Annotated in this window: 17 protein-coding genes; 4 read left to right on the top strand and 13 right to left on the bottom strand. The window is 74.0% G+C overall.

Annotation, left to right across the window (positions count from 1 at the left end; genetic code table 11):
- Positions 1-131: 131 nt before the first annotated feature.
- Both B0I32_RS30935 and B0I32_RS30930 read right to left on the bottom strand, forming a co-directional pair.
- Positions 132-1586 carry an amidohydrolase gene (locus tag B0I32_RS30935; protein WP_106245754.1) on the bottom strand — a complete coding sequence of 485 codons (1455 nt, stop codon included), beginning with the start codon at positions 1584-1586 and terminating at the stop codon, positions 132-134.
- Positions 1587-1711: 125 nt separating this feature from the next.
- Positions 1712-3364 carry a PucR family transcriptional regulator gene (locus B0I32_RS30930; protein ID WP_146178368.1) on the bottom strand — a complete coding sequence of 551 codons (1653 nt, stop codon included), beginning with the start codon at positions 3362-3364 and terminating at the stop codon, positions 1712-1714.
- Between the two features lie 119 nt (positions 3365-3483).
- Here B0I32_RS30930 and B0I32_RS30925 point away from each other — a divergent pair, with 119 nt between their 5' ends.
- From B0I32_RS30925 to B0I32_RS30915, 3 genes are all read left to right on the top strand, one after another.
- Entirely contained in the window at positions 3484-4854 is a 1371-nt protein-coding gene (locus B0I32_RS30925; protein ID WP_106245751.1) for a M14 family zinc carboxypeptidase, read from the top strand.
- A 130-nt stretch (positions 4855-4984) separates the two neighbouring features.
- Positions 4985-6568, top strand: coding sequence for an ABC-F family ATP-binding cassette domain-containing protein (locus tag B0I32_RS30920; RefSeq protein ID WP_106245749.1), 1584 nt, complete (start codon positions 4985-4987; stop codon positions 6566-6568).
- 234 nt (positions 6569-6802) lie between these two features.
- Positions 6803-7264, top strand: coding sequence for a proteasome activator (locus tag B0I32_RS30915; RefSeq protein WP_106245747.1), 462 nt, complete (start codon positions 6803-6805; stop codon positions 7262-7264).
- A gap of 49 nt (positions 7265-7313) precedes the next feature.
- Here B0I32_RS30915 and B0I32_RS30910 read toward each other — a convergent pair whose 3' ends face one another.
- On the bottom strand, positions 7314-8174 hold the full coding sequence (locus tag B0I32_RS30910) for an SDR family NAD(P)-dependent oxidoreductase (RefSeq protein WP_106245745.1): 861 nt from the start codon (positions 8172-8174) through the stop codon (positions 7314-7316).
- Positions 8175-8246: 72 nt separating this feature from the next.
- Between B0I32_RS30910 and B0I32_RS30905 the strand changes: the two genes are divergently transcribed.
- Complete coding sequence (locus B0I32_RS30905) at positions 8247-9176, top strand: LysR family transcriptional regulator (RefSeq protein ID WP_106245743.1); 930 nt, start codon at positions 8247-8249, stop codon at positions 9174-9176.
- Here B0I32_RS30905 and B0I32_RS30900 read toward each other — a convergent pair.
- The 10 genes from B0I32_RS30900 to B0I32_RS30855 form a co-directional block, all read right to left on the bottom strand.
- Positions 9166-9765 (bottom strand): GTP-binding protein, encoded by a 600-nt coding sequence (locus B0I32_RS30900; protein ID WP_106245741.1) that lies wholly within the window; start codon positions 9763-9765, stop codon positions 9166-9168. The two genes, B0I32_RS30905 and B0I32_RS30900, sit on opposite strands and share 11 nt — an antisense overlap.
- Positions 9746-10096, bottom strand: coding sequence for a DUF742 domain-containing protein (locus tag B0I32_RS30895; RefSeq protein WP_219912082.1), 351 nt, complete (start codon positions 10094-10096; stop codon positions 9746-9748). The genes B0I32_RS30900 and B0I32_RS30895 overlap by 20 nt, the downstream gene beginning before the upstream one ends.
- Positions 10093-10518: a roadblock/LC7 domain-containing protein gene (locus B0I32_RS30890; protein ID WP_106245737.1), complete on the bottom strand. Its 426-nt coding sequence runs from the start codon at positions 10516-10518 to the stop codon at positions 10093-10095. Before B0I32_RS30890 ends, B0I32_RS30895 begins: the two co-directional genes overlap by 4 nt.
- Complete coding sequence (locus B0I32_RS30885) at positions 10511-13216, bottom strand: sensor histidine kinase (protein ID WP_181307951.1); 2706 nt, start codon at positions 13214-13216, stop codon at positions 10511-10513. The genes B0I32_RS30890 and B0I32_RS30885 overlap by 8 nt, the downstream gene beginning before the upstream one ends.
- Before the next feature lie 311 nt (positions 13217-13527).
- Entirely contained in the window at positions 13528-15222 is a 1695-nt protein-coding gene (locus B0I32_RS30880; protein WP_106245733.1) for a hypothetical protein, read from the bottom strand.
- Complete coding sequence (locus B0I32_RS30875; protein WP_106245732.1) at positions 15219-16223, bottom strand: hypothetical protein; 1005 nt, start codon at positions 16221-16223, stop codon at positions 15219-15221. The genes B0I32_RS30880 and B0I32_RS30875 overlap by 4 nt, the downstream gene beginning before the upstream one ends.
- Positions 16220-17224 carry a protein kinase family protein gene (locus B0I32_RS30870; protein ID WP_146178367.1) on the bottom strand — a complete coding sequence of 335 codons (1005 nt, stop codon included), beginning with the start codon at positions 17222-17224 and terminating at the stop codon, positions 16220-16222. The genes B0I32_RS30875 and B0I32_RS30870 overlap by 4 nt, the downstream gene beginning before the upstream one ends.
- Entirely contained in the window at positions 17208-19043 is a 1836-nt protein-coding gene (locus tag B0I32_RS30865; protein ID WP_106245728.1) for a hypothetical protein, read from the bottom strand. The genes B0I32_RS30870 and B0I32_RS30865 overlap by 17 nt, the downstream gene beginning before the upstream one ends.
- 2 nt (positions 19044-19045) lie before the next feature.
- Positions 19046-22159 carry a tubulin-like doman-containing protein gene (locus tag B0I32_RS30860; protein WP_106245726.1) on the bottom strand — a complete coding sequence of 1038 codons (3114 nt, stop codon included), beginning with the start codon at positions 22157-22159 and terminating at the stop codon, positions 19046-19048.
- 7 nt (positions 22160-22166) lie between these two features.
- The gene (locus tag B0I32_RS30855; RefSeq protein ID WP_106245725.1) at positions 22167-24410 is read right to left on the bottom strand and encodes a vWA domain-containing protein; all 2244 of its coding nucleotides are present in this window, start codon (positions 24408-24410) and stop codon (positions 22167-22169) included.
- Positions 24411-24508 lie beyond the last annotated feature (98 nt).

Below are 24508 nucleotides of genomic sequence, written 5' to 3'. Positions count from 1 at the left end.
TGACACCTCCGAGGATGGGGGCCCGTGCTTGGGGACGAGCGTCCCACAGCACCGCCGGGTGTTCATTGTCGGGAAGGTTCAACCGGGCGGCGCGGCTTTGTGAGCTGGAACAGCGCCGTCAACCCCGTGTTTCACCCGTGTTGCCGGTAGGTCCACCGCCCGCCGAGCAGCGTGCCCAGCACCTCCACGGCGCGCAGCGCGGCCGGGTCCGCCGCGGCCGGTTCACCGGCGGTGATCACCAGGTCCGCCGGGTCGCCCGCCCGGATCCCGCGCCGTCCCCTGGCCGCGGCCGCGAGCGCGTCGGGCAGCGAGATGGCCTGCTCCGGATGCCAGGGCGCGCGCTCGTCGTCGGTCCTGGCGACCGCGGCGGCCACGCCGTCCCAGGGGTCGAGCGGCGCGACCGGCGCGTCGGAGCCCAGTTCGAGCGTGGCGCCGGCGGCCAGCAGGCCGGCGTAGGCGAAGGCGCGGCCGGTCCGGCCCGGCCAGTGCAGCTCGGCCACCTCCCGGTCGTCCGGCGCGTGCGCGGGCTGGACGCCGGCGACCAGCCCCGGCCTGGCGAACCTGGCGAAGTCGCCCGGCCGCAGCAGCTGCGCGTGCTCGATCCGGCCGGGGCAGCCGACCCGCTCGAACGCGTCCAGCGCGATGCTGGTGGCCAGGTCGCCGATCGCGTGCACGGCCGGCCGCAGGCCGTGTGCCCAGGCCAGGCCCATCGTGCCCGCCAGCTCCTCCGGCGGCGTCTCCAGCAGGCCACGGGCCCCGGTGCCCGGGTACGGGTCGTCGCAGTAGGCCGTCCTGGTGTTGAGCGAGCCGTCCACGAAGATCTTCACCGGACCCACCTCCAGCAGCCCCCCTGACCCGGCGACCGGTTCCCCGGTGCGCAGCCCGCGCCCGACGGCCTCCTCCAGCCGGTCCTTCGGGATCGAGCAGGCGACCCGCACGTCCACCCGCTGCTCGGCGACCCGGCGGCTCCAGTCGGTGACGTTGTCGGCGAACTCGAAGTCGAGCACGCCGACCACGCCCCGCGCCGCCGCGGCCGTGGTCGCCTCGGCCACCCACCGGTCCAGCTCCCGCTCCGGCGGCAGCGGCAGCGCGGCCATCGCCTCGTAGCACTCGTGCTCGCGCAGCACGCCCGTCTCGTGCTCGCCCCTGCCGATGGAGGCCAGCGCGGCCGGGCTGAACCAGCCCGTGTGCAGGTCGTTGCTGAGCAGGACGATGGGCCGGCCCGGCGCGGCCGCCTCCAGCAGCGACTTGTGCGGCGCGTCCGGCCACAGGCCGTCGCGGAAGCCGTAGCCGGTGGTGAAGCCTTCGTGCGGGACGACCAGCTCGACGGCCTCCCTCGCGGTACGGGCGCCGCTGACGTCCACCCGGCGCCGCGTCTGCGCCCATTGCAGCATGTGCACGTGCGCGTCCCACAGGCCGGGCAGCAGGGTGCCGCCCGCCACGTCGACCGACTCGGCGGGCGTCCCCGTGGTCATCCCCGTGGTCACCTCTGTGGCCACCTCGGCGATCCGGCCGTCGGAGATCAGGACGTTGCGGATGGGGCCGCCCAGGCCGATCCGCGCGTTGCGCAGCAGCAGTGAAGGCATGCGACGAACGCTAGAGGGCGGGACGGAGCGCCCTCATCGTCGAAACCGGACATCTCACCCGTCGCCCGTTGTGGGCCGCCACAGCCCTCCGCTCACGGTCCGCCACCGCTCTCCGCTCCCGGGCGTCACAGCTCGCCGCGCAGGCGCAGCAGGCTCAGCTGGAGCCAGATCACCAGCCGTTCCGCCGGATCGGCCAGATCGACCTCGAACAGCTCCTGCAGCCGGCGCACCCGGTAGCGCAGCGTGTTCTCGTGCACCGACAGCTCGGCCGCCGCCCTGGCCGCCTCGCCGAACGCGTCCAGATAGGCCAGCAGGGTGACGGCGTGCGTGGTGGACTGGGTCCGGTCGGAGTCGAGCATGCGGCGTACCGGGAGCAGCAGCTGCTCGGCGGCCACGCCGCCGCGCTCGGCCAGGTCGTGCAGGGCGACGCGGCTGCGTACCTGCTCGTCCGTGGCGACCGCCGCCGAGGTGGCCGAGGTCTCGGCGAGCACGCGCAGGACGCGCTCGGCCAGCCTGCTGGAGGAACGCGCCTCGCCCAGGCCGGCGACCACGGGGCCGAGGCCGGCGTGCAGCGGGATGCGCATGGACTTGCGCACCGCCTCGGCCGCGCCGGTCGCCACCCGTACCAGCCGGTCGGCGGGGGTGCCCGGCGGGACGGGCAGCAGCGCGTACACCCGGCCCCAGCTCGTCGTGCACACGGCCTGCGGATGCCAGGACTCGCAGCTCAGGCTGACCAGGTCGGCGATGCTGGCCAGCGCGGTCCCCGCCTCGGCGGCCTGCCCGTGCACGGGCGCGAAGGCCACGATGCACACCGGAGACCCGGCCGGCAGGCCCAGGCGTACGGCCGCCGCCGACTCGCTGGTGGCGCCGTCGAGCAGAGTGCGCAGCGTCTCGGAGCTGTGCCAGCGCTGCGGGTTGCTGGGGATGCGGGCGCGCAGCAGGTGCAGCGCCGCCGTCCGCCCCGCGTCCTCCAGCAGCCGTACGGCGTCGGGCACCAGCGGCGGATCGCCGTCCAGCATCCAGATGAACCCGAGCAGCTGCGGCCCCGCCTGCACCGCCGTCGCCAGGCGGCGCATGTGCCCGGGACCCATGCTCTCGAAGCGCACGGGCACCCCGGCCTTGAAGACGCGGGTGTACTCGCTGCGGTTGGTCGGCCGCTGCGGCGTCTTGCGCCCGAGGATGCCGAGCCGGCGGATCTCGTCGATCTGCTGGCCGGGCAGGTTGGAGTAGGCCAGGACGTGACCTTGCGGATCCTCGATGCTGGTGGCTCCGCCGATCGTCGCGGCGATGGCGTTGGCCAGCGCGAACAGGTCGCCGATGGCGACGCTGGAGTAGGTGGTGGCGGGGGCGCCCGGGCCGGAGACCGCCGCCGTCAGCAGCGCGTCGAGCTGACGCCAGGGCAGGTCCTCCGGCGCGATGAGCAGCGCGATGCCGGCCGCCCGCGCCGAGTCGATGAGCGGGGCCAGGTCGGCGCCCCGGTCCTTGACGACCACCGCGTGGTATTCGAGGCGGGCCGCCCGGCGCAGCAGGTCGTGGGTGGCCGGGTCGGCCACCCGCGCGCCCACGGCGAGCAGCACGCAGCCGGGCCGCTCGTCGAGCGGGTCGTCGGGGTCGTGCACGATGGGCTCGCCGAGCGTGATCGCGGCTCCGTCGGGCACGTAGGCGGCGGAGAGCGCGTCGCCGCCCAGGGTTTCGAGCACCAGTTTCAGCGGCGGGTGGTACGGGATCGTCATCGAGGCGTCGGGCACCGGACCAGCAGACAGGTCAAATACCGACATTCCACTCCTTATCGCGACGAGCGCCCTTATTCAACCATTGACGGTGGCCACAAGGAGCAGGGCCTGACCTTGAGCTTCTCCACGATGCCGACCGTCGCCGGACATGCCCACACTGGGATGTGCTCGACCGCCTTGATGAAGAACTCGACACCGTTCCCGACTTCGACCGGTTCGCCACCGTGGACGAGGTGCACGACCGCCTCGCCGGGCTCGCCGCCGACCATCCGGACGTGGCCACGCTACGCCGGATCGGCACCTCCCGCCTCGGCGACCCCATGCTCTGCCTCACCGTCGGCGACGGACCCCGCCATGCCATCGTGGCCGCCGGGCCGCACCCCAACGAGCCCATCGGCGGCCTGACCGTCACCCACCTGGCCGGCCGCCTGTGCCGGGACACGGAGCTGCGCCGCGCCACCGGCTGCACCTGGCACATCGTGGGCTGCCTCGACCCGGACGGCACCCGGCTGAACGAGGGCTGGTTCGCCGGGCCCTTCACCAAGACCCACTACGGCAGGCACTTCTACCGGCCGGCCGGTGACGAGCAGGTCGAGTGGACGTTCCCGTTCGCGTACAAGAGGGCCTATTTCGACCGAGTGCTCCCCGAGACGCTGGCGCTGATGCGGCTGATCGACGACGTCCGGCCCGCGTTCATGACCACCCTGCACAACGGCGAGTCCGGCGGCGTCTTCTACTACCTCAACCGCCCGGAACCCGAGCTCCAGGACGTGCTCAAGACCCTGCCCGGCCGGTACGGCGTCCCGCTGCACGCGGGGGAGCCCGAGCACCCGTCGGTCAAGCAACTGGAGCAGGCCGTCTACCTGACTCCCGCGATGGAGGACGCCTACGACTACTTCGAGGCGCTCGGGCAGGACCCCGTCGAGCACATCGGCGGCGCGGCCAGCGACTCCTACATCAAGAAGTACGGCACGCTGGGCCTGACGGCCGAGATCCCCTACTGGACCGACGCCGCCGCCGACGACACGAGCCCGACCTCCACCCGCTACCGCGACCTGCTGCACGCGCACGCGGCCGAGCTGCGCGCCACCTCCGACGTGCTCGAACGGGTGCTGTCGGCGGTCTCGCCCGACCTGGTCACCGGCTCGCCGTTCCTGCGCGCCAGCCGGTCCTTCATCCCCATGGTGGCCGGGATGGCCGACACCCACAGCGGCCGGGCCGGGGCGCCCGAGCACGATCGGCCCGCCACGGTCGCCGAGCTGGCCTCCTGCCGGGACACCGTGCACAGCGTCCGGCTGCGCTTCGGCGGCATGCTGCTGCGCGCCCTGGAGGGCGAGCTCGCCGTGGGCAACGCCACCAGGGCCGTCCGTGAGGGGGCGCGGGAGCTGGCGGAGACGTACGGGCGGTGGTGCGCGGAGGCCGAGGCGGGCGCGGCCGACGAGACGATCCCGATCCGGCACCTGGTGGCCATCCAGTACGGCGCCATCCTGGCCGGCGCGGACCGGGCGGTACGCGGGCCCAGCTGGCGGAGCTGACAATAAACCCGTGGCGCGCCGTCGCGGCCCGTTCGTACACTGTCGGCATGTCTACGCCCCGAACTTCCTAGCCAGGACACACGCCTCCCCGCCACCCGTGTGTCCGCTAGCAGTTCCGGAGCGAAATCCCATGCTGACCTTCCGTGACGTCGCCGTGCGCGCCGGCGCCGGCCTCCTCATGTCGGGCGTCACCGCCCACGTCGCCCCCGGCGACCGTGTCGGCCTCGTCGGCCGCAACGGCGCCGGCAAGACCACCCTGATGCAGATCCTCGCCGGGCGGCTCCAGCCCGCGGACGGCGAGATCGTGCGTACCGGCCCGATCGGCTACCTGCCGCAGGACCCGGCCGCCGCCGACCCCGCCCGCACGGTCATCGGCCGTGTCCTGTCCGCCCGCGGCCTCGACCTGGCCCTGCGCGACCTGCGCGCCGCCGAGACCGCGCTGGCCGAGTCGGGCGACGAGCGCTCGATGGCCCGCTACGCCGCCGCCGAGGCCGAGTTCCAGGCTCGCGGCGGATACGCGGCCGAGGCGGGCGCCGCCCGGGTGGCCGCCGGGCTCGGCCTGCCCGAGCGCGTGCTCGACCAGCGGCTGGGCACGCTGTCCGGCGGCCAGCGGCGGCGGGTCGAGCTGGCCAGGGTGCTCTTCGGCGAGCCCGGCGTCCTGCTGCTCGACGAGCCCACCAACCACCTGGACGGCGGCTCCGTCGCCTGGCTGCGCTCGTACCTGACGGGCTACTCCGGCGGGCTGGTGCTGATCAGCCACGACACCGGCCTGCTGGCCGACGTGATCAACCGGGTCTGGCACGTGGAGCAGGGCGCGCTGGAGGTGCACAACACCGGCTGGCACGCGTACCTGGCCGACCGCGAGGCCGACGAGCGGCGCAGGACGCGGCTGCGGGCCGCCGCCGAGCGCAAGGCCGCCGCGCTGCGCACGCAGGCCGACCGCATGCGCGCCAGGTCCGCCACCGCGGTCCGGGCCAGGGACATGGCCCGCCGGGCCGACCGCATGCTCGCCGGCACCCAGCCGGCGCGCCGCGCCGAGAAGGTGGCCCGCGTCCGGCTGCCCGACCCGGCCCCCAGCGGCAGGATGCCGCTCGGCGCGATCAGCCTGACCAAGTCGTACGGGGGCCGGCCGGTGCTGGACGGCATCGACCTGGCCGTCGACCGGGGCAGCAGGCTCGTCGTCCTCGGCCCCAACGGCGCGGGCAAGACCACCCTGCTCAAGCTGCTGGCCGGGCACGAGCGGCCCGACTCGGGGCGGGTCGTGCCAGGCCACGGGCTGCGGCTCGGCTACTTCGCCCAGGAGCACGACACCCTGGACCCCGCCCACACGGTCGGCCGGCACCTGACCGAGGCCGCCCCGCAGCTGAGCGACGGGGAGGTCAGGACGGTGCTGGGGTCGTTCCTGTTCGGGGGCGACGACGTGGACAAACCCGTCGGGGTGCTGTCAGGCGGGGAGAAGACCCGGCTGGCGCTGGCCGGGCTGGTCAGCTCCCGGGCCAACGTGCTGCTGCTCGACGAGCCCACCAACAACCTCGACCCGGCGTCGAAGGCGGAGGTGCTGGCCGCCGTGGGCGCCTACCGGGGAGCCGTGGTCATGGTCACGCACGACCCCGAGACCGTGGCGGCGCTGCGGCCGGACCGGGTGCTGCTGCTGCCCGACGGGCTCGAAGACCTGTGGAACGACGGCTACACCGACCTGATCGGCCTCACCTGAGCCCACGCCCGCGCTCCCGCCGGTGGCCGACGTCCGGCGAGCCGGGCGCGCGGGCATCAGGGGCGACGCCCGCCGCCTCGGCTGACGGAGGCCGGCGCTCGCCCGCCCGGCCGGGCACCGGCAGGGGAGCGGGAGGTGTCCCCGGGATCACGCCGCCTGCGTGAGCTGGGCGTACGTGGGCAGGGTCCTTCATGACCGCGCTCTCGAGCGATCAGCGACCCACAGGACGCCGACATGACTTCAGCACCTGTTCCCCGCCCGCCGGACGGGCCCGGCGGGCCCGCCCGGCCCACCGATGCGCGCGCGGCCGTGGAGGCCGAGCTCGGGCGCGTGAAGGAGCCGGCCAGGCTGCTGCGCGTGAGCACCATGGCGCGCTCGCTGCTGGACGAGGCCCGCGGGCTCTCCCTCGACGAGCACGCCCGTGACCAGTTGCGGCACATCCACGCGCGGGTGGTCGAGGAGATCGGCGGGGCGGTCGCGCCGGAGCTGCGGGACGAGCTCGAACGCCTGCTGCCGCCGCCGTCCGAGGTGCTCAGCCAGGCGGAGATCCGGATCGCGCAGAGCCAGCTCGTCGGATGGCTGGAGGGCGTCTTCCAAGGCATCAAGATCGGAATGAGCTTCCAGCAACTCGCCGGCCCGCCACCCACCGGCCCCGTGGACCGCCCACCGGGCCCGGGCACCGGCCCCTACCTGTGAGCGGCGCCGGCTCGGCGGCCGCGGGGGCGTGGCGGAGCCGTTCCGCGGCTCACGGGCTCCAGGGCAGGGCCTTGCCGAAGCGGACGAGCTGGCCGTAATGGGCCGGATCGACCGGGTCCAGGGCCAGGTCGAGCAGGGGCCCGGCGGCGCGGGCTGGGGAGGCGGCGGCGGAGACGTCCCACCACAGGCCCGAGGTCGGCGTGTTGATCATGCCGGGGCAGACGGCCGCCACCAGGATGCCCCGCCGGGCGTCCTCGTCGCGACGCAGGCCGGCCAGGGCCCGTACGGCGGCCACCTGGGCGATCTTGGCGGGGATGTTGACGAAGGCGGGCCACGCGCCCGCCCGCGCGCTCCCGTCCTTGACGGCGTCGCGCCAGGCCGCCACCTGCTTGTCCACCTCCTCCAGCGACGTCAGCCCGTCGAAGTGGCGGTGCAGCACGGGCGCCAGGTGGTGCAGCGTGCCCAGGGAGCTGGCCACCACGATCAGCCGCCCGCCGTCCCGCACCAGGGGGCCGAAGGCGCGCAGCAGCCGGGTGGTGCCGAAGTTGCTCACCTCGGTGTACTCGTCCATCAGCGTGCGCGGGTCGTCGTCGGGGCCGATGCGCATGACGGCGTTGCCGAACACGACGTCCACGCCGCCGTGCCGGTCCCTGAGCCGGTCGGCCAGCCGCGCGGCCGTGTCCTGCCCGGTGACGTCGAACAGCTCGCCGCGCACGCGCGCCCCCGTACCGACCTCCTCGGAGAGGCGCTCGGCGGCCGCGGCGACCCGGCCGGCGTCGCGGCCGGTCAGGTAGACGGTGTCGGCCGGGGTCAGGCGGCGGGCCAGCCCTTCGACCAGGGCCAGGCCGAGGCCCTGTGTCGCGCCGGTGACCAGCGCGACCCTGGGGGTTTTCGTTGTGGTTCGCGTCATGGTGGACAAGCTAAGGACGTCCGAGGGCATGCGTCCAACGAGAGTTCGTCACCTGTGGTATGCGTAATCGTCATGGCCCTCACCGATGCCTCGCTCACCGCCCTGCGCGTGTTCCGCGAGGTGGCCGAGCGCGGCACGCTCACCGCGGCGGCCTCCGCCCTCGGCTACACGCAGTCCGCGGTCTCCCGCCAGATCTCCTCGCTCGAACGCGCCGCGGGCGCGTCGCTGCTCGAACGCCGCCACGACGGCGTCCGGCTGACCCCGGCGGGCCGGGTCGTGCTGCGCCACGCGGCCGTGGTGGTCGACCAGGTCGACGCGGGCGCACGCGAGCTGGCCGGGCTGCCCGACGATCCCGGCACGGTCCGCCTCGGCTGGTTCGCCAGCGCGGGCGCCGTTCTGGTGCCCCGCGCGCTCGCCGCCCTGCGTGAGAGCCATCCCGGGATCACCGTCACCACGCGGGAGGGCGGCACGCCCGCGCTCGTCCGCGCCCTGCGCGCCGGCGCGCTCGACCTGGCGCTGCTCGGCTCCGCGCCGCCGTTCCGGCCGCCGGACGCCGAGACGCCCGCGCTGGAGGTGCGTACCCTCGCCGAGCGTGCGCTGCGGGTGGCCGTTCCTGAGGGCCATCCTCTCGCCCGCGGCGACTACATCGACGCCGCCGACCTGCACGGGCAGCGCTGGATCGCCGGTCCGGGCAGCGCGGCCACCGGAGGGGCGGGCGACAGCACCGGCATGGGCGCGTGGCCGGGGCTGGACGAGCGCCCGGAGGTCGCCCATTCCGCCCGCGACTGGCTGGCCAAGCTCAGCCTCGTGGCGGCCGGCTGCGGGCTGACCACCGTGCCCGCCATGCTCGCCGCCGTCGTGCCGCCCGGTGTCCGGGTCCTGCCCGTACGCGGCGGGCCGAAGGAGCAGCGCCGTCTCCTGCTGGCCAGGCTGCCGGGCCCGCTGCCCGAACCCGTCGCCCGGCTCACCCAGGCACTGCGCGCCGCCGCCCTCAGCCGCTGACCCCCGCTCCGAGGCCCTTCACCGCGTACGTGACCAGCGTCGTGAGCACGTCACGGACCGACGCGCGCTGCCGTACGTCGCACAGCACGATCGGGATGTTCTCGTTCAGCCCCAGCGCCCGCCGTACCTTGGCCGGATCGTAGCGGCGGGCGCCGTCGAAGCAGTTCACCGCCACCACGAACGGGATCCCGCGCTGCTCGAAGTAGTCCACCGCCGGGAAGCAGTCCTGCAGCCGCCGCGTGTCGGCGAGCACGACCGCGCCGAGCGCCCCCAGCGCGAGCTCGTCCCACATGAACCAGAACCGGTCCTGCCCCGGCGTACCGAACAGGTACAGCCACAGCCCTTCCCGGATGGTGATGCGGCCGAAGTCCAGCGCCACCGTCGTGGTGGTCTTCGACTCCACGCCCGAGGTGTCGTCCACGCCGATGCCCCGGTCGCTCAGCAGTTCCTCCGTGTGCAGCGGCCGGATCTCGCTGATCGTGCCGACCAGGGTCGTCTTGCCGACGCCGAAACCGCCCGCGATGAGGATCTTGATGGCCAAGGCCGAGGCGACCGTGGTCGTCCCCGGCTCAGAGGCTGCGTAGTCCATGCAGCACTTCCCTGTAGATGCGTTCATCGATCGTCTGGGCGGCGGGGCGCGGGCGGTCGATGGTGACCAGCCCCTCGCCCCGCAGGTCGCCCAGGATCACCCGGGTGATGTTCAGCGGCAGCCGAAGATGCGCCGCGACATCCGCGACAGGTGTCGGCCTGCGGCACAGGGCCAGCACGGCACGATGCTCGGGGATCAGGTCCGTGGGATCGCCGGCCTCGGCGGCCGTCGTGACGATGGCCACCAGGTCGAACGCCTCCCCCTGCGGCCGCGCCCGGCCGCCGGTCAGCCCGAAGAGCCGGATCAGCGGCCCTGGATCCTCCCCACTCACGGTCTCACGCCGTTCCAGGCCGGTGCCGGTGCCGCTCCCCTCGGATGCGCGGAAAGGTGCTCGCCGACCCGCTTGACCATCAGGGCCATCTCGTACGTGACCATGCCCAGCTCGGCGTCGGCCGTGGCGATCACGGCCAGCCGGGCGCCCTGACCCGCGGCGGTGACGAACAGGAAGCCCTCGTCCATCTCGATGATCGTCTGCCGTACGCCGCCCATGCCGAAGTGCCGGCCCGCTCCCATGGCGAGGCTGTGGCTGCCGGCGGAGATGGCGGACAGGTGCTCGGCGTCCTCCCTGGTCAGCGCGCGGGAGCTGCCCATGGACAGCCCGTCGGCGGACAGCACGATGGCGTGCCGGACACCGGGGACGCGCTGGATGAGGTCGTCGAGCAGCCAGCTCAGTTCACTTCTGGGGTCAGGCATCGGGTTGGTCGTCCTTTCCGTTCCGCATGTCTCGCTCCTGCTTGGCCTGGCGGCGCCCTTGCTGCCAGCCGCGTTGCATGGACGACATGAGCTGTGCGAGCTCCTCAGGCGAGCGTCCGGCCCTGGCCCCGCGCTCGGGGCGGGCGTCGACGCGCAACTGGGGAGCGAGGCTTGCCTGCGGGATCCGCATCGGCAGGCCGTCGAGATCTTCGTCCGCCTCCTGTGCCGGAACGGTGACGCTCCAGCCGGTGGGCGGCCCTGCGGGCCTGGAGGAACCGTTGTCTCCAGGTCCGCCTTGAGGGGGTACGGTGCCGTTCCCCTGGACCCGGGCGTGCGCGGGCCTGCGCGGGGGCTCGGCGCCGTTGCCGGGAGCCGGGCCGCGAACGGGAATCGAGCCGTTTCCGAACTGCCCGGCCCCGGCCGGCCCCGCAACCCCTGCTGGGCCGGTGGCCCGCGATGGGTCGGCACCGCCGGGGACGGCGGGGCCGGAGCCCAGGGGGTTCGAGGCCGCGGCGCTCGGCGGGCCGGCCGGGCGGGGCCGGTCGGAGGTGGCCGGCGGTTCGGTGCGCATCGGGTCGGTGGCCCGGAGCGGGTCGGCGGCGCGCAGGGCGTCGGCGACGCTGATCGGGCCGGTCGTGAGCACCGGGTCGGGCTCCGCCGGATGCGGCGGGTTCGCCGGAGCCGCCTCGAACCAGGTCGCGCGGTCCGGCTCGGGCGCGATCGTCACCCCGCGCCCCCGCCCGTCCGACGGCGCCATGCTCAGCGCCCGCACCGGCCGGCCGGTGCCCGGAGCGGCGGCGATGGCCGGCGGCTCGGCGCCGGCCAGCAGGGTTGCGGGAAGGAGCACGATCGCGGTGGTCCCGTCGTACGGCGACCGCCGTAGCACGATCTTGATCCCGTGCCGGGCCGCGAGCCGGGACACCACGAACAGCCCGAGCCGGTCGGTGTCGGCCAGGTCGAACTCCGGCACGTCGGACAGCCGCGCGTTCAGCTCGCTGAGCACGGCGTCGTTGAGGCCCAGGCCCCGGTCCTCGACCTCCAGGGCCAGCCCGTTGGCCGCCGTCACGCCGCGCACGTGCACGGTCGTGTTGGGCGGGGAGAAGACGGTCGCGTTCTCCACCAGCTCGGCGATCAGGTGGATGACGTCGGTGACCGCCGCGCCGAGCAGCAGCGGCGCGTTCGGCATGGGGGTGACCGTGACGCGGGTGTAGTCCTCGACCTCCAGCACGGCCGCGCGCACCACGTCGAACACCGGCACGGGGTCGCGCCAGCGGCGGGCGGGGGAGGAGTCGGACATGATGATCAGGTTCTCCGCGTGCCGGCGCATGCGGGTGGTCAGGTGGTCGAGCTTGAACAGGTCCTCCAGCACCTGCGGCTCGTCCACCCGCCGCTCCATGGTGTCCAGGAGCGCGAGCTGGCGGTGCAGCAGCGCCTGGTTGCGCCGGGCGAGGTTGAGGAAGACCTGGCCGACGCCCTTGCGCAGGGCGGCCTGGCCCACGGCCGCCTCGACCGCGGTGCGGCCTACGGCGGAGAAGGCGTGCACCACCCGGTCGACCTCGGCGGTCTCGGCCGGTGGCAGGCCGGGCGCCTCGGTGGCCGGGTCGACGTCCTCGCCCCGGCGCAGCCGCTCGACCAGCCGCGGCAGCCGCTGCTCGGCCAGCTCCACCGCCGAGCCCTGCAGCCGCATGAGCTCGTCGATCAGCGAGCGCCCGAACCGGTACGACAGCGCCAGCGACGCGACGACCACGGCCAGCCCGATCAGCAGCACGATGCCGATGCGCCAGTACGCCCCGGTCTTCTGCGACTGCGCCTCGGCCGCGACCCTGGCCAGCTCGGTCTGGGTGTCCCGGTTGATGCCGCCGATGATCGCCTCGGTGTCCCTGCGCCACGCGGCGGGATCGACCGGCGGAGCCCCGTCGGTGTCCCAGCTGAACAGGATGTCCTCGATCGCGACCAGCCGCTTGTACGGCTCGCTGGCCACCAGCCGGTCGTAGTCGGCGCGCAGCTCGGGCCCCGCGTCGCGCTCGGCGTTGGCGAAGACGAGCCGGCGGGCGGTCGTCGCGGCCACGAACGCGCCACGGTCGGCGGGGGTCATGTTGCGGTGCACGATCGTGGAGGTGAGCACGGCGTGCTCGCGGCCGAGGTACTCCGACGTGGCGGAGAAGGCGGCCATGCCGCGCACCCCGCGGAAGGACGACACGTCGCTCAGCGCGTCGCGGTCGGTGAACTGGCGGTTGGCGGTGGCGATCAGGTTGTCGTACGCCTGGATGATCGTCAGCGGCGGCGCCAGTACGCCTCCGTCGGCCGAGGCGCGCAGTGCCTGCAGCCCGTCGAGCGCCTGCACCATGTTCTGGACCTGGGCTGTGGTCTCGCTGTCGTCACCGTCCACGTCTACGGTCGCGATGATCTCGCGCAGCCGTGTCACCTGGGTGTCGGTGATCCGCCGCTGGTCGGCCAGCGGCCGGAAGTCCGCGGTGCCGTCCGGTGCCTCCGCCGACAGCTGCCGCTCCTTCTGCAGCTCGACGATCAGTTGCAGCACCGGCGATCCGATGGCCTCCCACCGGTCCTGGTTCTGCGACACCGTGATGATCTCTTCGACGCTGGAGTAGGCGATGAACCCCCAGAGGGCCACCATGGAGACCAGCGGAAGCAGGAGAATCCTGAGCAGCTTCGTACGGATCGGCGGGGGCGAGCTCATCCTTGTGTCCAATTCTCGACATGGTGACGCGCGTCGCTGGGCGGTCGTGAACCTTGGAACCGCCCCCCGAGGTTGCCCGCCACGACCGAGTGCGCCTGTGGTTGCTCCACTATGCCTACGGGGCAGATGTACTTCAAGGTAGAGATGCGAAGATTCATCGCGAATGGTGGGTTGACTCTTTGTCAACATACGGTTCGTGACCGTAACTGCCCATCTCTCACCGACAGTGACGATATTTGAAGATTCACAGGCAGGCGCTCAGTCCCGTGACCGCCCGCCGCCGCGGGGGAATCGGGCCCGCCGGAACCCTTTCAGCGGAAGAACAGGATCACGATCTGGAGAACCAGCACGAGCGCCAGCGCCACCGCGACCACGAGCCACCGGGGTTCGCGCCAGTCGGACCCGCCGCGGCCCTTCTTCGGCGGGGCGTCCGGGGTCAGCAGCTCGCGCAGGATCGGGTTGATGTGACCGTCGGGCAGCAGGCGCTCCAGATCGGGGATCAGGTCGGGGATCCGGTTGCGCACCTCCGAGGGCTGGCGGGTGGCGGTCCAGACGCGGACGTCCCGCAGGATGTCCATGGCCTCCTTGGCGGTCCCCGCCTCGGCCAGGTCCTCCTGGAACAGCTCGAAGACGTCGCGCGCGGCGGACGCCGCCGCCCGCCCCGCCCTCGGCCGCTTCTCCCGCGATGACGCCGGCTGCGATTTCTGCGCGGCCTGCTGCGGCTGGGCGGCGCCGGGCTGGGCAGCGCCGGGGTGGGCGGCGCCGGGGTGGGCGGCTCGCGCGGGCTGGGACCGCGCGGCCGCGGGCCGGGACGCCGGCTGCGCGGGCGAGGACGACGGGGATGACGGAGCGGCCGAAGGAGTCGAAGAGGGCGCACCGCCGGCGGCGGAGGTGCGCGTCGCCGGGTACGGGCTCTCGCGCGCCGGCGGCCGGGGAGCCCACGTGTCCTCAGGCGCCGCCCCACCTACGGGCTCAGCCGGCGTGGCCCGGCTCGCCGGTGCCGCCGCCTCGGACCGGCTCACGGGCGCGGCCGGTCCGGACCGGCTCACGGATGCCGGTCGAGACCGGCTCACAGGCGGTGCGGGCTCGGACGGGCTCACGGGCGTGGTCGGTCCGGCCCGGTTCGCGGGCGGCGCAGGCTCAGGCCGGCTCGCGGGCGTCGTCGGCTCGTACGTGACGTTCTCCAGCAGCCGGATGCGCTCCTCCACCGGCGTCCCGTCGGTGATCCCCGCGCTCCTGACCACCGCCACCAGCTGCTTGCGCGCGTACGCCGCCACCGCCATGGCGGCGATGTCCCCGTACTTGTCGGCCTGGTCGGGCGCGCGCAGATCGACCCGGGCCCGGCGCGAGGCGCGCGACGACGGCCCCGGCCACCCCTGGAGGAAGACGACCTCGGCCCCCTGCTGCAGATCGTCGCTCTCGTACGTGGAGAACGTCTCGGGATAGTGCCCCAGCAGCAGGTCCAGAATGTCCACCAGCCCCCACAGCTGCACGACGGAGTCACCGCCCGACGCCACCGACAGGGCGGTCCTGCCCCGGGAGCGCAGCGCCTCGGAGACGATCGGCGCGAGCGCCGCCGCCCCGGCCCGCGCCTGCCGGTCGAGCGCCGCCCCCGCCTCGGAGTACGGCTCGATCATCCGGGCCAGGTCGAGCGGCACGTCGTCGTCGGGCAGCAGCGAGGCCCAGCCGGGAGCCAGCGCCAGCGCCTGGCGCACGTTCGGCATCGGCGAGGAGAGCGAGGCCGAGCCGCCGAGATAGGCCCGCACCTGGATGGTCCGCCTGCTGTCCGACCCGCCGGTCCGCGTGCGGGCGAGCACCACCACCCGGCCGTCCACCACGAGCCGGCAGATGCTGACGCCCGGCGCGGGCCCGGGGTCGAGCCAGGGCCCGAGCTGGTGGTACCAGCCTCCGGTCTCCGGCAGGGAGGAGCGGACGGGACCGAGGCCCGTGCGCTTGTTGTCCCATTCGAACTGGATCCAGTCGATGCTCGAATAACGCCCCATCATGTCCCCACCTCGGGATAGCCGCGCAGGACGCCGGTCATGGCGAAGAGCGAGATCAGGGGCGCGAGGACCCGCCGCGGGCGCACACCCCTGGGGAAGCGCCCGTCGGCCGCGGCGCCTCCCGTGGCCGAGACGAAGTGCAGGGTGCACTTGCGGCACTTGTCGTACGGGCTCAGCCACGCCTGCGCGCCCCGCCGGTGCAGGAAGGCGTAGACGTCCCTGCTCTCCTTCAGGACGTCGGCCGGGTCGAGCCGGTCGGGGTCGCCGTACAGCCAGGTGTCGACCGGATCCTGGAAGCGCACGGCGTCGCTCTTGGTGACCGCGATGACGGCGGGCACGTCGAGCCGCCCGCCGGTCTTGGGCAGCCGGTCGAGCACGGCGCGGAAGGAGTCGTCGCCCAGCCTGGCCGACCTGGTGGCGGCGTCGATCACGAAGAGCAGTCCGCCGAGCGCGGGCACGAACCTGGTCGCCTCGTGCGCGGTGCTGCGCAACTGCTCGCCGGCGATGTCGAAGAAGGCCACCGCCGTGGTGTGCTGGCCGTCGTTGACCAGCAGCGCGTCCACGGGTTCCGCGGTGGACCTGTGGGCGGTGCGCGACAGGGCCTCCCGCTCGACGACCAGCGGGTTGACGTAGGAGTCGACGTACTGGGCGTGCCGCTCGATGTCCACGGCGTCCGTGGTCAGCCCGTACGGGCGCAGCCCGCCCTGCTCGATGGCCCCGATCATCGAGGCCAGCAGGTGTGTCTTACCCGTCTCCGGCCCCCCGACCAGGCCGATCACCAGCGGGCGGCCGTGCCGGACGTAGGTGTAGGGCAGATGGTGTTCGAGGCCGGGGTCGGCGACGGGGGCCGGGCAGCGGACGTGGGCGGCCCGCAGCAGGTCCTCGCGCCGGGCCCCGGTCACGTTCGCCAGTGAGAGCGGCTGGTACCGGCCCGCCGGGGTGCGCTCGTAGAGCTCGTCCTCGCTCCAGTCGAACTCGTGCAGGCAGATCGGGCAGAGGATCACCGGTTCACCAACCAGAGGACGAGGAGCAGGACGAGCAGCACGGCCAGGGGCAGCCAGCGGGTCAGCCAGGTGCGCCGCGGCTCCTCCCCGGCCGGAGCCGGGGGCGGCTGGACGCGGGTGCGGTCGTTCCCGGCGGTCTCACCGGAGGCGGCGGGGTCGCGTCTGGCCTCGCGGGCCCGGTCGAAGGCGGCCCGGCCCTCCTCCAGCGCCAGGTCCTGCTCGACGGGGATCGACTGCATCGGGTCGGGCGCCCGCAGCCGGGCCAGCACCTCGCCCGCCGTGGGAGGGGCGCCGGAGAAGACGTCGTGGAGGGGCTGCAGCGCCGGGGCGGCGGCGAGGTCGGGCCGGTCGGTCACCTCGCGGCCGGTGATCGTCCGGTAGAGCACCATGCCCGCGCTCCAGAGGTCGTCGGAGGTGGAGGCCACGCCCACGCCCTCGCGCTGCGCGGGGGAGGCGTAGGGCGCCTCGCCCAGCCGCAGCCGCCGGCTGCCGGCCAGGGTGGCGTGGCTGAGGTCGGTGAGCTGCACGGTGGTCCCGTCCCAGCGCACCGTGGCCGGCTCGATCCGCCGGTGCACGATGCCGCAGGCCGACAGGATGCGTACAGCGCGGAAAAGGCTGACCTGCAGTCCCCGCTGCTCGGCGATCAGCAGCGCGCCGGAGAACCGGGTGACCGGCTCGCCCCTGCGGTCCGACAGGAGCACGAACGGCTCCTCCGCGTCGAGGCTGTAGCCCAGCAGCCGGGGCAGCTCGGGCGGGTAGTCCCTGCGCAGCCTGGTGAGCAGCCTGGCGCCCATGCGGGCCTCGTTCTCCAGCAGGTCGTAGAGGTATTCGCGCTCGCGGCCCGCGGCCCGCGGCACCCGCCGCTGCACGAGGCGGGTGCCCTGGACGACGAGGGTGAGCCGGCGTTCGAACGGGTCGTGCCACGGCTCCGCCTCCACCTCCCAGGTCACCGGATCGCCCTCGGGGGTGTTGAAGCTCAGCGGCTCAGGTTCCATCCCCACTCCAGTTCTCCTCCACCGTCCCCGGCCGCAGCGGCACCAGCCGCAAGGTGCCGGCGTACTGGCCGGACCTGGTCCACACGACGCCGGGCGGGTTGCCCTGGCCCCTGACCGCCCTGGGCGCGAACCGCACCGCGGACGCCTGCCGGAGCAGCACCGCGAGGTCGCGGTCGCCGCACAGCTGCAACATCTGGCCGCCCGGCTGCGCCCTGAGCGCCCGCACCACCTGCTGGGACTGCCGCCACACCGCGTCCACGAGCTCCTGGCGGCCCGCGTCGCCGGTGCCGAAGTCGGGCCGCTCCTGCACGCCCCGGTGGACCAGGTGGTAGCGGTACTGCCGCAGCGTCTCGTCGATCCGGCGATCAAGCCCCACCTGGACGTCGCGGTAGTCGCCGTGCTCAAGGGCGGTCCAGCCGGGCTCCAGCCAGCCCGTCACCGCGTCGAGCAGGTCACCGGTGATCACCTCGCGCAGCTGGCCGCCCCGGTCGCGCAGGCGCACGGTGACCTCCTCGTCCAGCGCCGGACTGGCCGCGGCCTGGCCGGCCTCGGCCCGGCTCCAGTCCGTCAGCGTCCCCGCCACCTGCGCGCAGGCGTCGTTCAGCGCCGCCGCCAGGGTGCGGGCGGCGTCGGAGGTGTGCGTACGGGCCCCGCCGAGCATCCATTCGCTGGCGGCCACCCGTTCCAGGCGCGAGCGCAGCTCGTCCAGCGCCGTACGGGCCGGGCCGAGCGCCAGCTGCTCGCGCCACCACGCCCGCGACCGCCGCCAGAAGACGAACCGGTCGAGCAGCGTGGCGGGGAAGTCGGCCGGCGCGTGCAGCGCGTTGAGCAGCTCGTCGGGGCAGATCCGCCACAGGTCGGCGACGAAGGCGGCGCTGCCGATCGGCGCGCTGTGGTCGGCCAGCAGGCGCAGCCGGGACACCAGCCGGGTCAGGCTCCTGCGCTCGGCCAGCGCCGACTCCACGTCCGCGCGCAGCTCGGCGACGATCTCGGTGGCGCCCATGCCGGCCGGGGTGGCGAACTTGACGCCGTGCATGGCCAGCGTCTCCTTCGCGCCCTCGTCGGAGTGGTCGATGTCGGCGAACAGCCGCGCGACGGTGTCGCGGAACTCCGCCAGCGCCTTGCCCGCCGCGATCACCTCGCCGGCGATGGCCGCCCGCGCGGGGGCGGGGCTGAAGTAGGTCAGCTCCTCCAGCGCCCTGGCCGCCCGGTCGATCTGCTCGGCCGCGCGGCGGTGCATCCGGTCGAGCGGGCCGTCGGGGATGAGCGGGTCGAGCACGTCGGCGGGCAGGTCCACGGTGCCGCTGAGCACCGGCAGCGCGGTGGCCAGCGGCGAGCTGAAGGTGGCGGTGTCCTGCTGGGCGGGCCCGTGGAAGCGTTCCGAGACCTCGCGGAACGCCTGGGAGAGCACCTCGGGGTCGATCCGCCCGGCCACGATGCGCCATCCCGGGGAGGCGGTGCCGTACGGGATGTCGTCCAGCCCCGCGACCACCTCGTCGAACACCTCGGGCTGGCTGAGCAGGTCGATGAGGATGGCTTCGGAGCTGACCTCCGGCCCGAGCGCGGCCTCGCCGGTGTCGGCGTCCCAGAGGATGCCGCGCGGGTCGCCCACCCACAGCACCCGCCGGCGCTCGCCGTCCAGCGCCGGCGGCAGCCGCAGCCGCGGCCCCACCGCCACGACGAGCACCTCCCGGACCAGGCGCGAGCTGAACAGGTCCTGGAGCACCCGCTGCCCGGCGGCCAGCCGCTCGGTGTCGGCGACCACCAGGACCCGTGCGCCGAGCCGGTCCGGCTCACCCTTGCGCAGGTCGAGCACGACGACCATGCTCACTCCTCCACGAGCGCGTCCAGGTCGCGCAGGTTGTAGGCGACGGCCTCGGCGACCCGCTCGAACGGCAGGTCCAGCGCGGCCGGCAGGGTGTGCGCCCAGAAGGCGATGAGCTGGTCGGCCCGGTTGCGGGCGCCCGAGGGCAGCTTGGGCGCCATGATCTCCAGCAGGCCGAGCTGGTCCGCGGCCATGCGGGTGACCTCGTGGTAGAGCGGGTGCGGCACGCTGAGCGAACCGGCCAGGCCGTTCGGGGTGGCGTCCATGAGCTGCGCGCTGATCAGGCTGCGGAACTCCTCGTCGCCGCCGAGCACCCACTGCTCGTACGCCCGCAGCATGCTCGGCCACGAGGACGCCTTGCCGTACCCGGTCAAGGGCAGCGTCATCGAGCCGCCCTCGATGTCGATCCTGATCCGCGACGGCGAGCTCGGCTCGCCCTCCGCCACGCTGACCTGCCCGTTCCACAGCAGGCAGAGCAGCCGGTGCAGGATGCGCACGCGGTGCTCCTCGGTGGTGGCGAGATAGCCGAAGTCGTAGCCGAGCCGCTGGCGCCACTTCAGGTAGTCCTGCGGGCGCTCGTCGTGCAGCGCCTCGGCCCAGCTGGCCAGCACCTCGCGCAGCTCGCGCACCTGGGTCACGCTCATCGAGGTGCGCAGCTGCACCACCGTGACCGAGTCGGCGTCGATGTTGCGGAAGTCGGGCGTGCCCGGCAGGTCGATCCGGTCGCGCAGGAACCGCTCCAGGTCCAGGTCCTTGCCCGGCGCCGGGTAGGAGACCAGCACCTTCAGCTCACCGGTGCCGTCGGGGGTGAAGCCGCCCGGCACCAGGTCGGCCAGCTTGAGCTGGAACTGCCGCACCTGCGGGTCGTCGCCGCCGCCCGTGGCGGCCTGGGCCAGGATGTCGGCCAGCGAGGGCAGCAGCGGCTGCTCGCCCAGCGCGGCGGCCTCGTCGCGGTCCTTGAACAGCTTCTTGACCTCCAGCTTGAGCCGCTCGCGCACCCAGTTGAGCGCGTCGGCCGGCTTGCCCGTACGCCAGGCCAGGTCGTAGGCGTGCCGCCAGCCCTCGGGGCCGAGCAGCGCGTTGACCACGCCGGCCTCCGTGTCGGTCGGGCGCAGGATCTGCCGGGCGACGAAGACGTCCACGAAGCGGCGCACGACCGCGTCGTAGAACGCCTCCGCCCCGGCGGGCGGCAGCAGGTGGTAGACGCCCACGCGCGTCTCGTACAGTTCGCCCGCCCGGCGGGCGAACCGCTCGGGGTCGTTCTCGGCGTGCTCCGCGAACACCTGGGTGAACTCGCGCACCTCGCGCAGGAGCTGCTTGCGCCGCGGCTCCCAGCGGGGCATCTGGTCGGCCCAGGCGCGGTGCCAGAGCGCCTGGCTGCTCCACAGGTACCAGGCGTCCTGACCGGCGAGCCAGGCCTGCACCACGGGGTCGGACCACTGCACCTTGCGCAGCAGCCGGTCGCGCATCGGCCCGGGCTGCGGGGGAGCCTCGCTCATGCCCTCGAACGGCTTGCGCGGCTGCGCCCTGCGGTGGTCGAGCAGCCCGGCGAAGCCCAGCCGGTCGGCCTCGTGCACGTCGCCGGGCAGGCCGACCACCACGCGCCGCAGCCGGAACGGGTCGACGTGGCCGAGCCCCTCCATCGCGCCCCTGCGCACGTCCACCTCCTGGGCCATGACCGGGACGCTGCGGCTGAGCGCCCGTTCGAGGGAGACGAGGTTGTCCTGCATCTCCCGCATCCGGTTGGCCAGCGACTTCTGGATGTCGGCCGCGCCCGTGGCCGGGCGGGCCTCGGGCGGGGGCAGCGGCGCGCGGGTGTGCAGCGGCTCCAGGTTGGTGGTGGTGAACAGGCGGCGGATCTCGTCCACGTTGGTCTCGGCGGCGCCCGGCGGGACGGCGTCGAGCTGTGTCACCGCGCGGGCCAGCAGCCGCGAGCTGACCAGGTCGGCCAGCTCCTCCACGGGCACGGTCATGGAGGAGACGAAGGCCGTCGAGACGCCCCGGTTGCCGATGCCCGAGGCGGCGGGCACGTCGCGCTCGACGGCGCGGTTGATGAAGTCGTCGGCGAAGGACGACTCTCCCCGGTCCTCCATGCCGCCGGCGCTCTCGCCCGGGGTGCTCGGCCGGGTGCCGGCCAGCGAGACGACCAGCGAGGCGATCGAGCGGTGCAGGTCGTCGCGCTGCACGCCGGGCGGCATCGTGAACAGGAACGCGGTCTGCACCGTGCCGGTCGCCAGCCGCACGTCACCCCTGGTGGGGTAGCGCACGCCCAGCTCGCCGACGATGCCCTGCTCGTCCACCTGCGTGCCCGCGTGCGGCGCGTTCTGGTCGTCCACCAGCCGGAACAGGTCCAGCAGGCTCGAACCGGCGTTGAGCCTGGCCCGGCGCCCGCCGCCCTTGCCCTCGGTGAACGCGGACGGCATGACGACCAGCGGGTGGATGCGCGCCCTGATGCCGCTGCGGGCGAAGGCGTCGCCGATGAGGTGCAGGTAGTCGTAGAAGATGCCGCTGCCGGTGCCGCCCGCGACCGAGTAGGCCACGAACACGTCGCAGCGCCGCCGCAGCCGGCCGCCGAGCGCGGCCAGCTCGCCGCCGGAGTTGCTGATCGCGCCGATGGCGTCCTCGACGCCCTGGACCACCGGCCCGGTGCCGTGCCGCATCCGCTCGAACAGGGCCGCCCTGGCCACCGTGGGCAACTGGCCCGCGCCCCGCATCAGCGGCGCCACCAGCGGCTCCTGCTCGCGCGGCGGCAGCCAGTCCTTCACGTGGTCGCCCAGCGTGGCCCGCAGGCTGCGGGCCACCTCCGGGTAGGAGTCGAACTTCGGCACCACGTCGTGGATCAGATGGGCGGTGCGGGCTGCCGCCGGGAACTCCTTCTCGGTCGGCACCACCCGCCGCCGGGTGCGGTTCAGCTCGTCCTCGTTGAGGTCGACGTAGACGAACTGCAGGCAGGAGGGCAGCTCGTACGGCTGGTAGTTCTGCCAGCTGAAGTTCCTGATCAGGTCCATGCCGTCAGGGCCGCACAGCTCGTCGCGCAGCCAGCGTTCCAACTCCACTCCGACCCGGCAGCCGGTGCCGCCGAGCCCTACGAACATCATCGGATCGAAGATCCTCATGCGCCCCTCACAACAGGTCGTCGCCTGGCATCGGTCTGTGGGTCCTGCTCGGCTGCGGCTCGGCCGGCCCGTACGCGGGCTGCTCGCCGCCCTTGGCCCGGCCGTCGTCCACGCCCAGGTAGAGGTGGTCGGTCAGGGCGATCGGCCGGCCGGGGAAGAGCGGGTCGAGCCGCCGCCCCGAGGGGTCGGTCACCAGCACCGACCTGCCCTCGCCCCGGCGCACGGAGTAGCCGGTGCCGTACGTGTGCACCAGCCGCCTGTCGGTGACGTCGAAGCCGAACTCGGGGCCCGAGCCGAGCGGCGCCTGCAGCCGGCTGATGTGCGGCTCGCCCGGACGGTCGAACAGGTACAGCGTCAGCTCGCTCGGGTCGGCGGCCCGCTGCCGCCGGCGCCGCCTGATCATCAGGAACAGCAGCCCGGCGGCCACCACGACGAGGAGGATGAGCAGCGCCTGGAGCGCCCGCAGCCACATCGGCGTGGGCCGCTGGACCTCGACCTTCACGAAGTCCTCCGCGACCACCTGCCCGGCCGCGTCCACCACCTGCACCTGGCCGCCGACCTGCCCCTCGGCCGCGTCGGCGGCGATCCGGAGGGTGAAGGCGTGCTCGGAGGTGCCCGCGGGCGCCTGGAGCTCCTGGGCCGACAGGCTCACGGTGCCGGGGGTGTCGAGCAGTCGCAGGCCGAGCCGCGCGGGCTCGCCGTCGTTGGTGACGCCGACGGTGCCGGCGACCTCGCCGCCCGGCTCGGCGACGGCCGCTTCGAGCCGCACCTGGCCGCGCAGCCGGTCGGCGGGCCCGGCGATCCGGGTCTCGTAAGGACGCTCGTCGCCCGCCACGCCCGGCCCGGTCACCTTGCCCAGGAAGGACAGCGTGCCGGTGGCCGTCTCCGGGACGGCGACCCGGCCGGAGAACTCGCCGTCGTCCTTGGCCCGGTCGGCGCCGTCGCCCGTGTCGCCGAGCGCGATCGGCGTCTCCTGGAAGCCCTCGCCGGTGAGCCCGGCGGTGAAGCGCAGGCCCGCGAGCGCCGCCGGGTCGGAGATCGTGCCCGTCCTGGTCTGCAGCCGCAGCCGCACCGTCACCTGCTCGCCGGGACGCGGCCGCGGGTTGCTCAGCGAGATCGAGGCGCGCAGCGCGCCCTGCCACACGACGGTCGCGCTGACGTCCTGGCGGTCGACGCCGGGCGGCGACTTCAGCTGGATGCGCCACTGGCCGGGCACCGGGTTGCGGATGCGCAGCGACTCGACCGGGCCGGCCTCGCCCGCGGCCTGGAAGGTCGACTCGTTCTGCTCGCCCTGCTTGGGCACCTGGGTGCCCTCGGGGTCGAAGTAGGTGACCTGAATCCGCCGGTCGCGCTTGACCACCACGATCGAGCCGTCGGTGGCGATGATCGGGATGGTGACGTGGAGGTCGACGGTGGCGCCCGAGTCGAGCGAGTCGGTCACCGAGTCGCCGATGCCCGCGCACCTGGCGTAGGCGAACGCCTCCAGCAGCGAGCGCTCGACGTCCTTCGAGTCGGCGACCACCCTGGCCCGCGGCGTGGCCGACTCCTGGCCGCCGCACGGCTCCCGCCAGCCGCCCGCGGCGAAGGCGTCGAGGCTGGACTTGTCGGCCGAGCCGAAGCCCAGCGGCCAGATCTGCACCTTCGCCCGCTCGGCGTCCTTGAGGCCGCTGTCGATCTGCTTCTGGGCGTTGCGGTTGCGGGATTCGGCGTCGGCGCCGTACTGAGGGCTGCCGGCGACGTCGAGCACGCCGTCGGTCAGCAGGAACACGATCTTCGAGCGCTGCTGGTCGTCGGGCTCGTTCATGATGCTCAGCGCCTGGTCGAGGGCGGCGGCGTGGTCGGTGTCGTTGCCGTCGCCGCTCTCCCTGCGGCGTAACCGCTCCACGCACCGGCTCAGCGACTCGCGGTCCTGGGCGGTCTCCACCCCGGTCAGCGGGCACACGATGTCCACGGCGGACTGCCCCCGGCCGTTGGAGCTGCCGAAGCCCACCACGGACACCTGCGAGCGCGGCGACAGCTCGCTGAGGGCGATGAGCTGGGCGGCGGCGCGCTCACGCGCGACGTCGGCGCCCGACAGGCTGCCCGACTCGTCGACCAGGATCACGACCCGGACGGGCTTGACGTCGTCGGCGGGCGGCGCGGCCTGCGCCGCCGCCGGGACCGGCGCCAGGGCGGCGGTGACGGCGGTGACGGCGGCGGTCAGAGCGGCGGTCAGCGTGCGGAGGGATCTGAGGGATGGAGTGACGCGCACATTTCCTCACAGGTTCCGTTTTCTTATCCGCTGAACGGAGAGCGGCGCCGAGAAGTTTCTGCCGGGGTTGTGGACGTGTATTCCATCCGTTTGAGGAT

This window comes from Nonomuraea fuscirosea (assembly GCF_003001935.1).
GTDB lineage: Bacteria > Actinomycetota > Actinomycetes > Streptosporangiales > Streptosporangiaceae > Nonomuraea > Nonomuraea fuscirosea.
The sequence above is the reverse complement of the archived record's forward strand: the minus strand, read 5'-3'. Positions and strand labels throughout refer to the sequence as shown.

What these genes read in the sequence shown, in the direction of transcription:
- B0I32_RS30935 (WP_106245754.1), bottom strand. Translation starts at nt 1,586, where the DNA reads ATGCCTTCACTGCTGCTGCGCAACGCGCGGATCGGCCTGGGCGGCCCC.
- B0I32_RS30890 (WP_106245737.1), bottom strand. Translation starts at nt 10,518, where the DNA reads ATGCCTGACCCCAGAAGTGAACTGAGCTGGCTGCTCGACGACCTCATC.
- B0I32_RS30865 (WP_106245728.1), bottom strand. Translation starts at nt 19,043, where the DNA reads ATGGTCGTCGTGCTCGACCTGCGCAAGGGTGAGCCGGACCGGCTCGGC.
- B0I32_RS30860 (WP_106245726.1), bottom strand. Translation starts at nt 22,159, where the DNA reads ATGAGGATCTTCGATCCGATGATGTTCGTAGGGCTCGGCGGCACCGGC.
- B0I32_RS30915 (WP_106245747.1), top strand. Translation starts at nt 6,803, where the DNA reads ATGACTTCAGCACCTGTTCCCCGCCCGCCGGACGGGCCCGGCGGGCCC.
- B0I32_RS30880 (WP_106245733.1), bottom strand. Translation starts at nt 15,222, where the DNA reads ATGATGGGGCGTTATTCGAGCATCGACTGGATCCAGTTCGAATGGGAC.
- B0I32_RS30885 (WP_181307951.1), bottom strand. Translation starts at nt 13,216, where the DNA reads ATGAGCTCGCCCCCGCCGATCCGTACGAAGCTGCTCAGGATTCTCCTG.
- B0I32_RS30930 (WP_146178368.1), bottom strand. Translation starts at nt 3,364, where the DNA reads ATGTCGGTATTTGACCTGTCTGCTGGTCCGGTGCCCGACGCCTCGATG.
- B0I32_RS30905 (WP_106245743.1), top strand. Translation starts at nt 8,247, where the DNA reads ATGGCCCTCACCGATGCCTCGCTCACCGCCCTGCGCGTGTTCCGCGAG.
- B0I32_RS30910 (WP_106245745.1), bottom strand. Translation starts at nt 8,174, where the DNA reads ATGACGCGAACCACAACGAAAACCCCCAGGGTCGCGCTGGTCACCGGC.
- B0I32_RS30920 (WP_106245749.1), top strand. Translation starts at nt 4,985, where the DNA reads ATGCTGACCTTCCGTGACGTCGCCGTGCGCGCCGGCGCCGGCCTCCTC.
- B0I32_RS30900 (WP_106245741.1), bottom strand. Translation starts at nt 9,765, where the DNA reads ATGGACTACGCAGCCTCTGAGCCGGGGACGACCACGGTCGCCTCGGCC.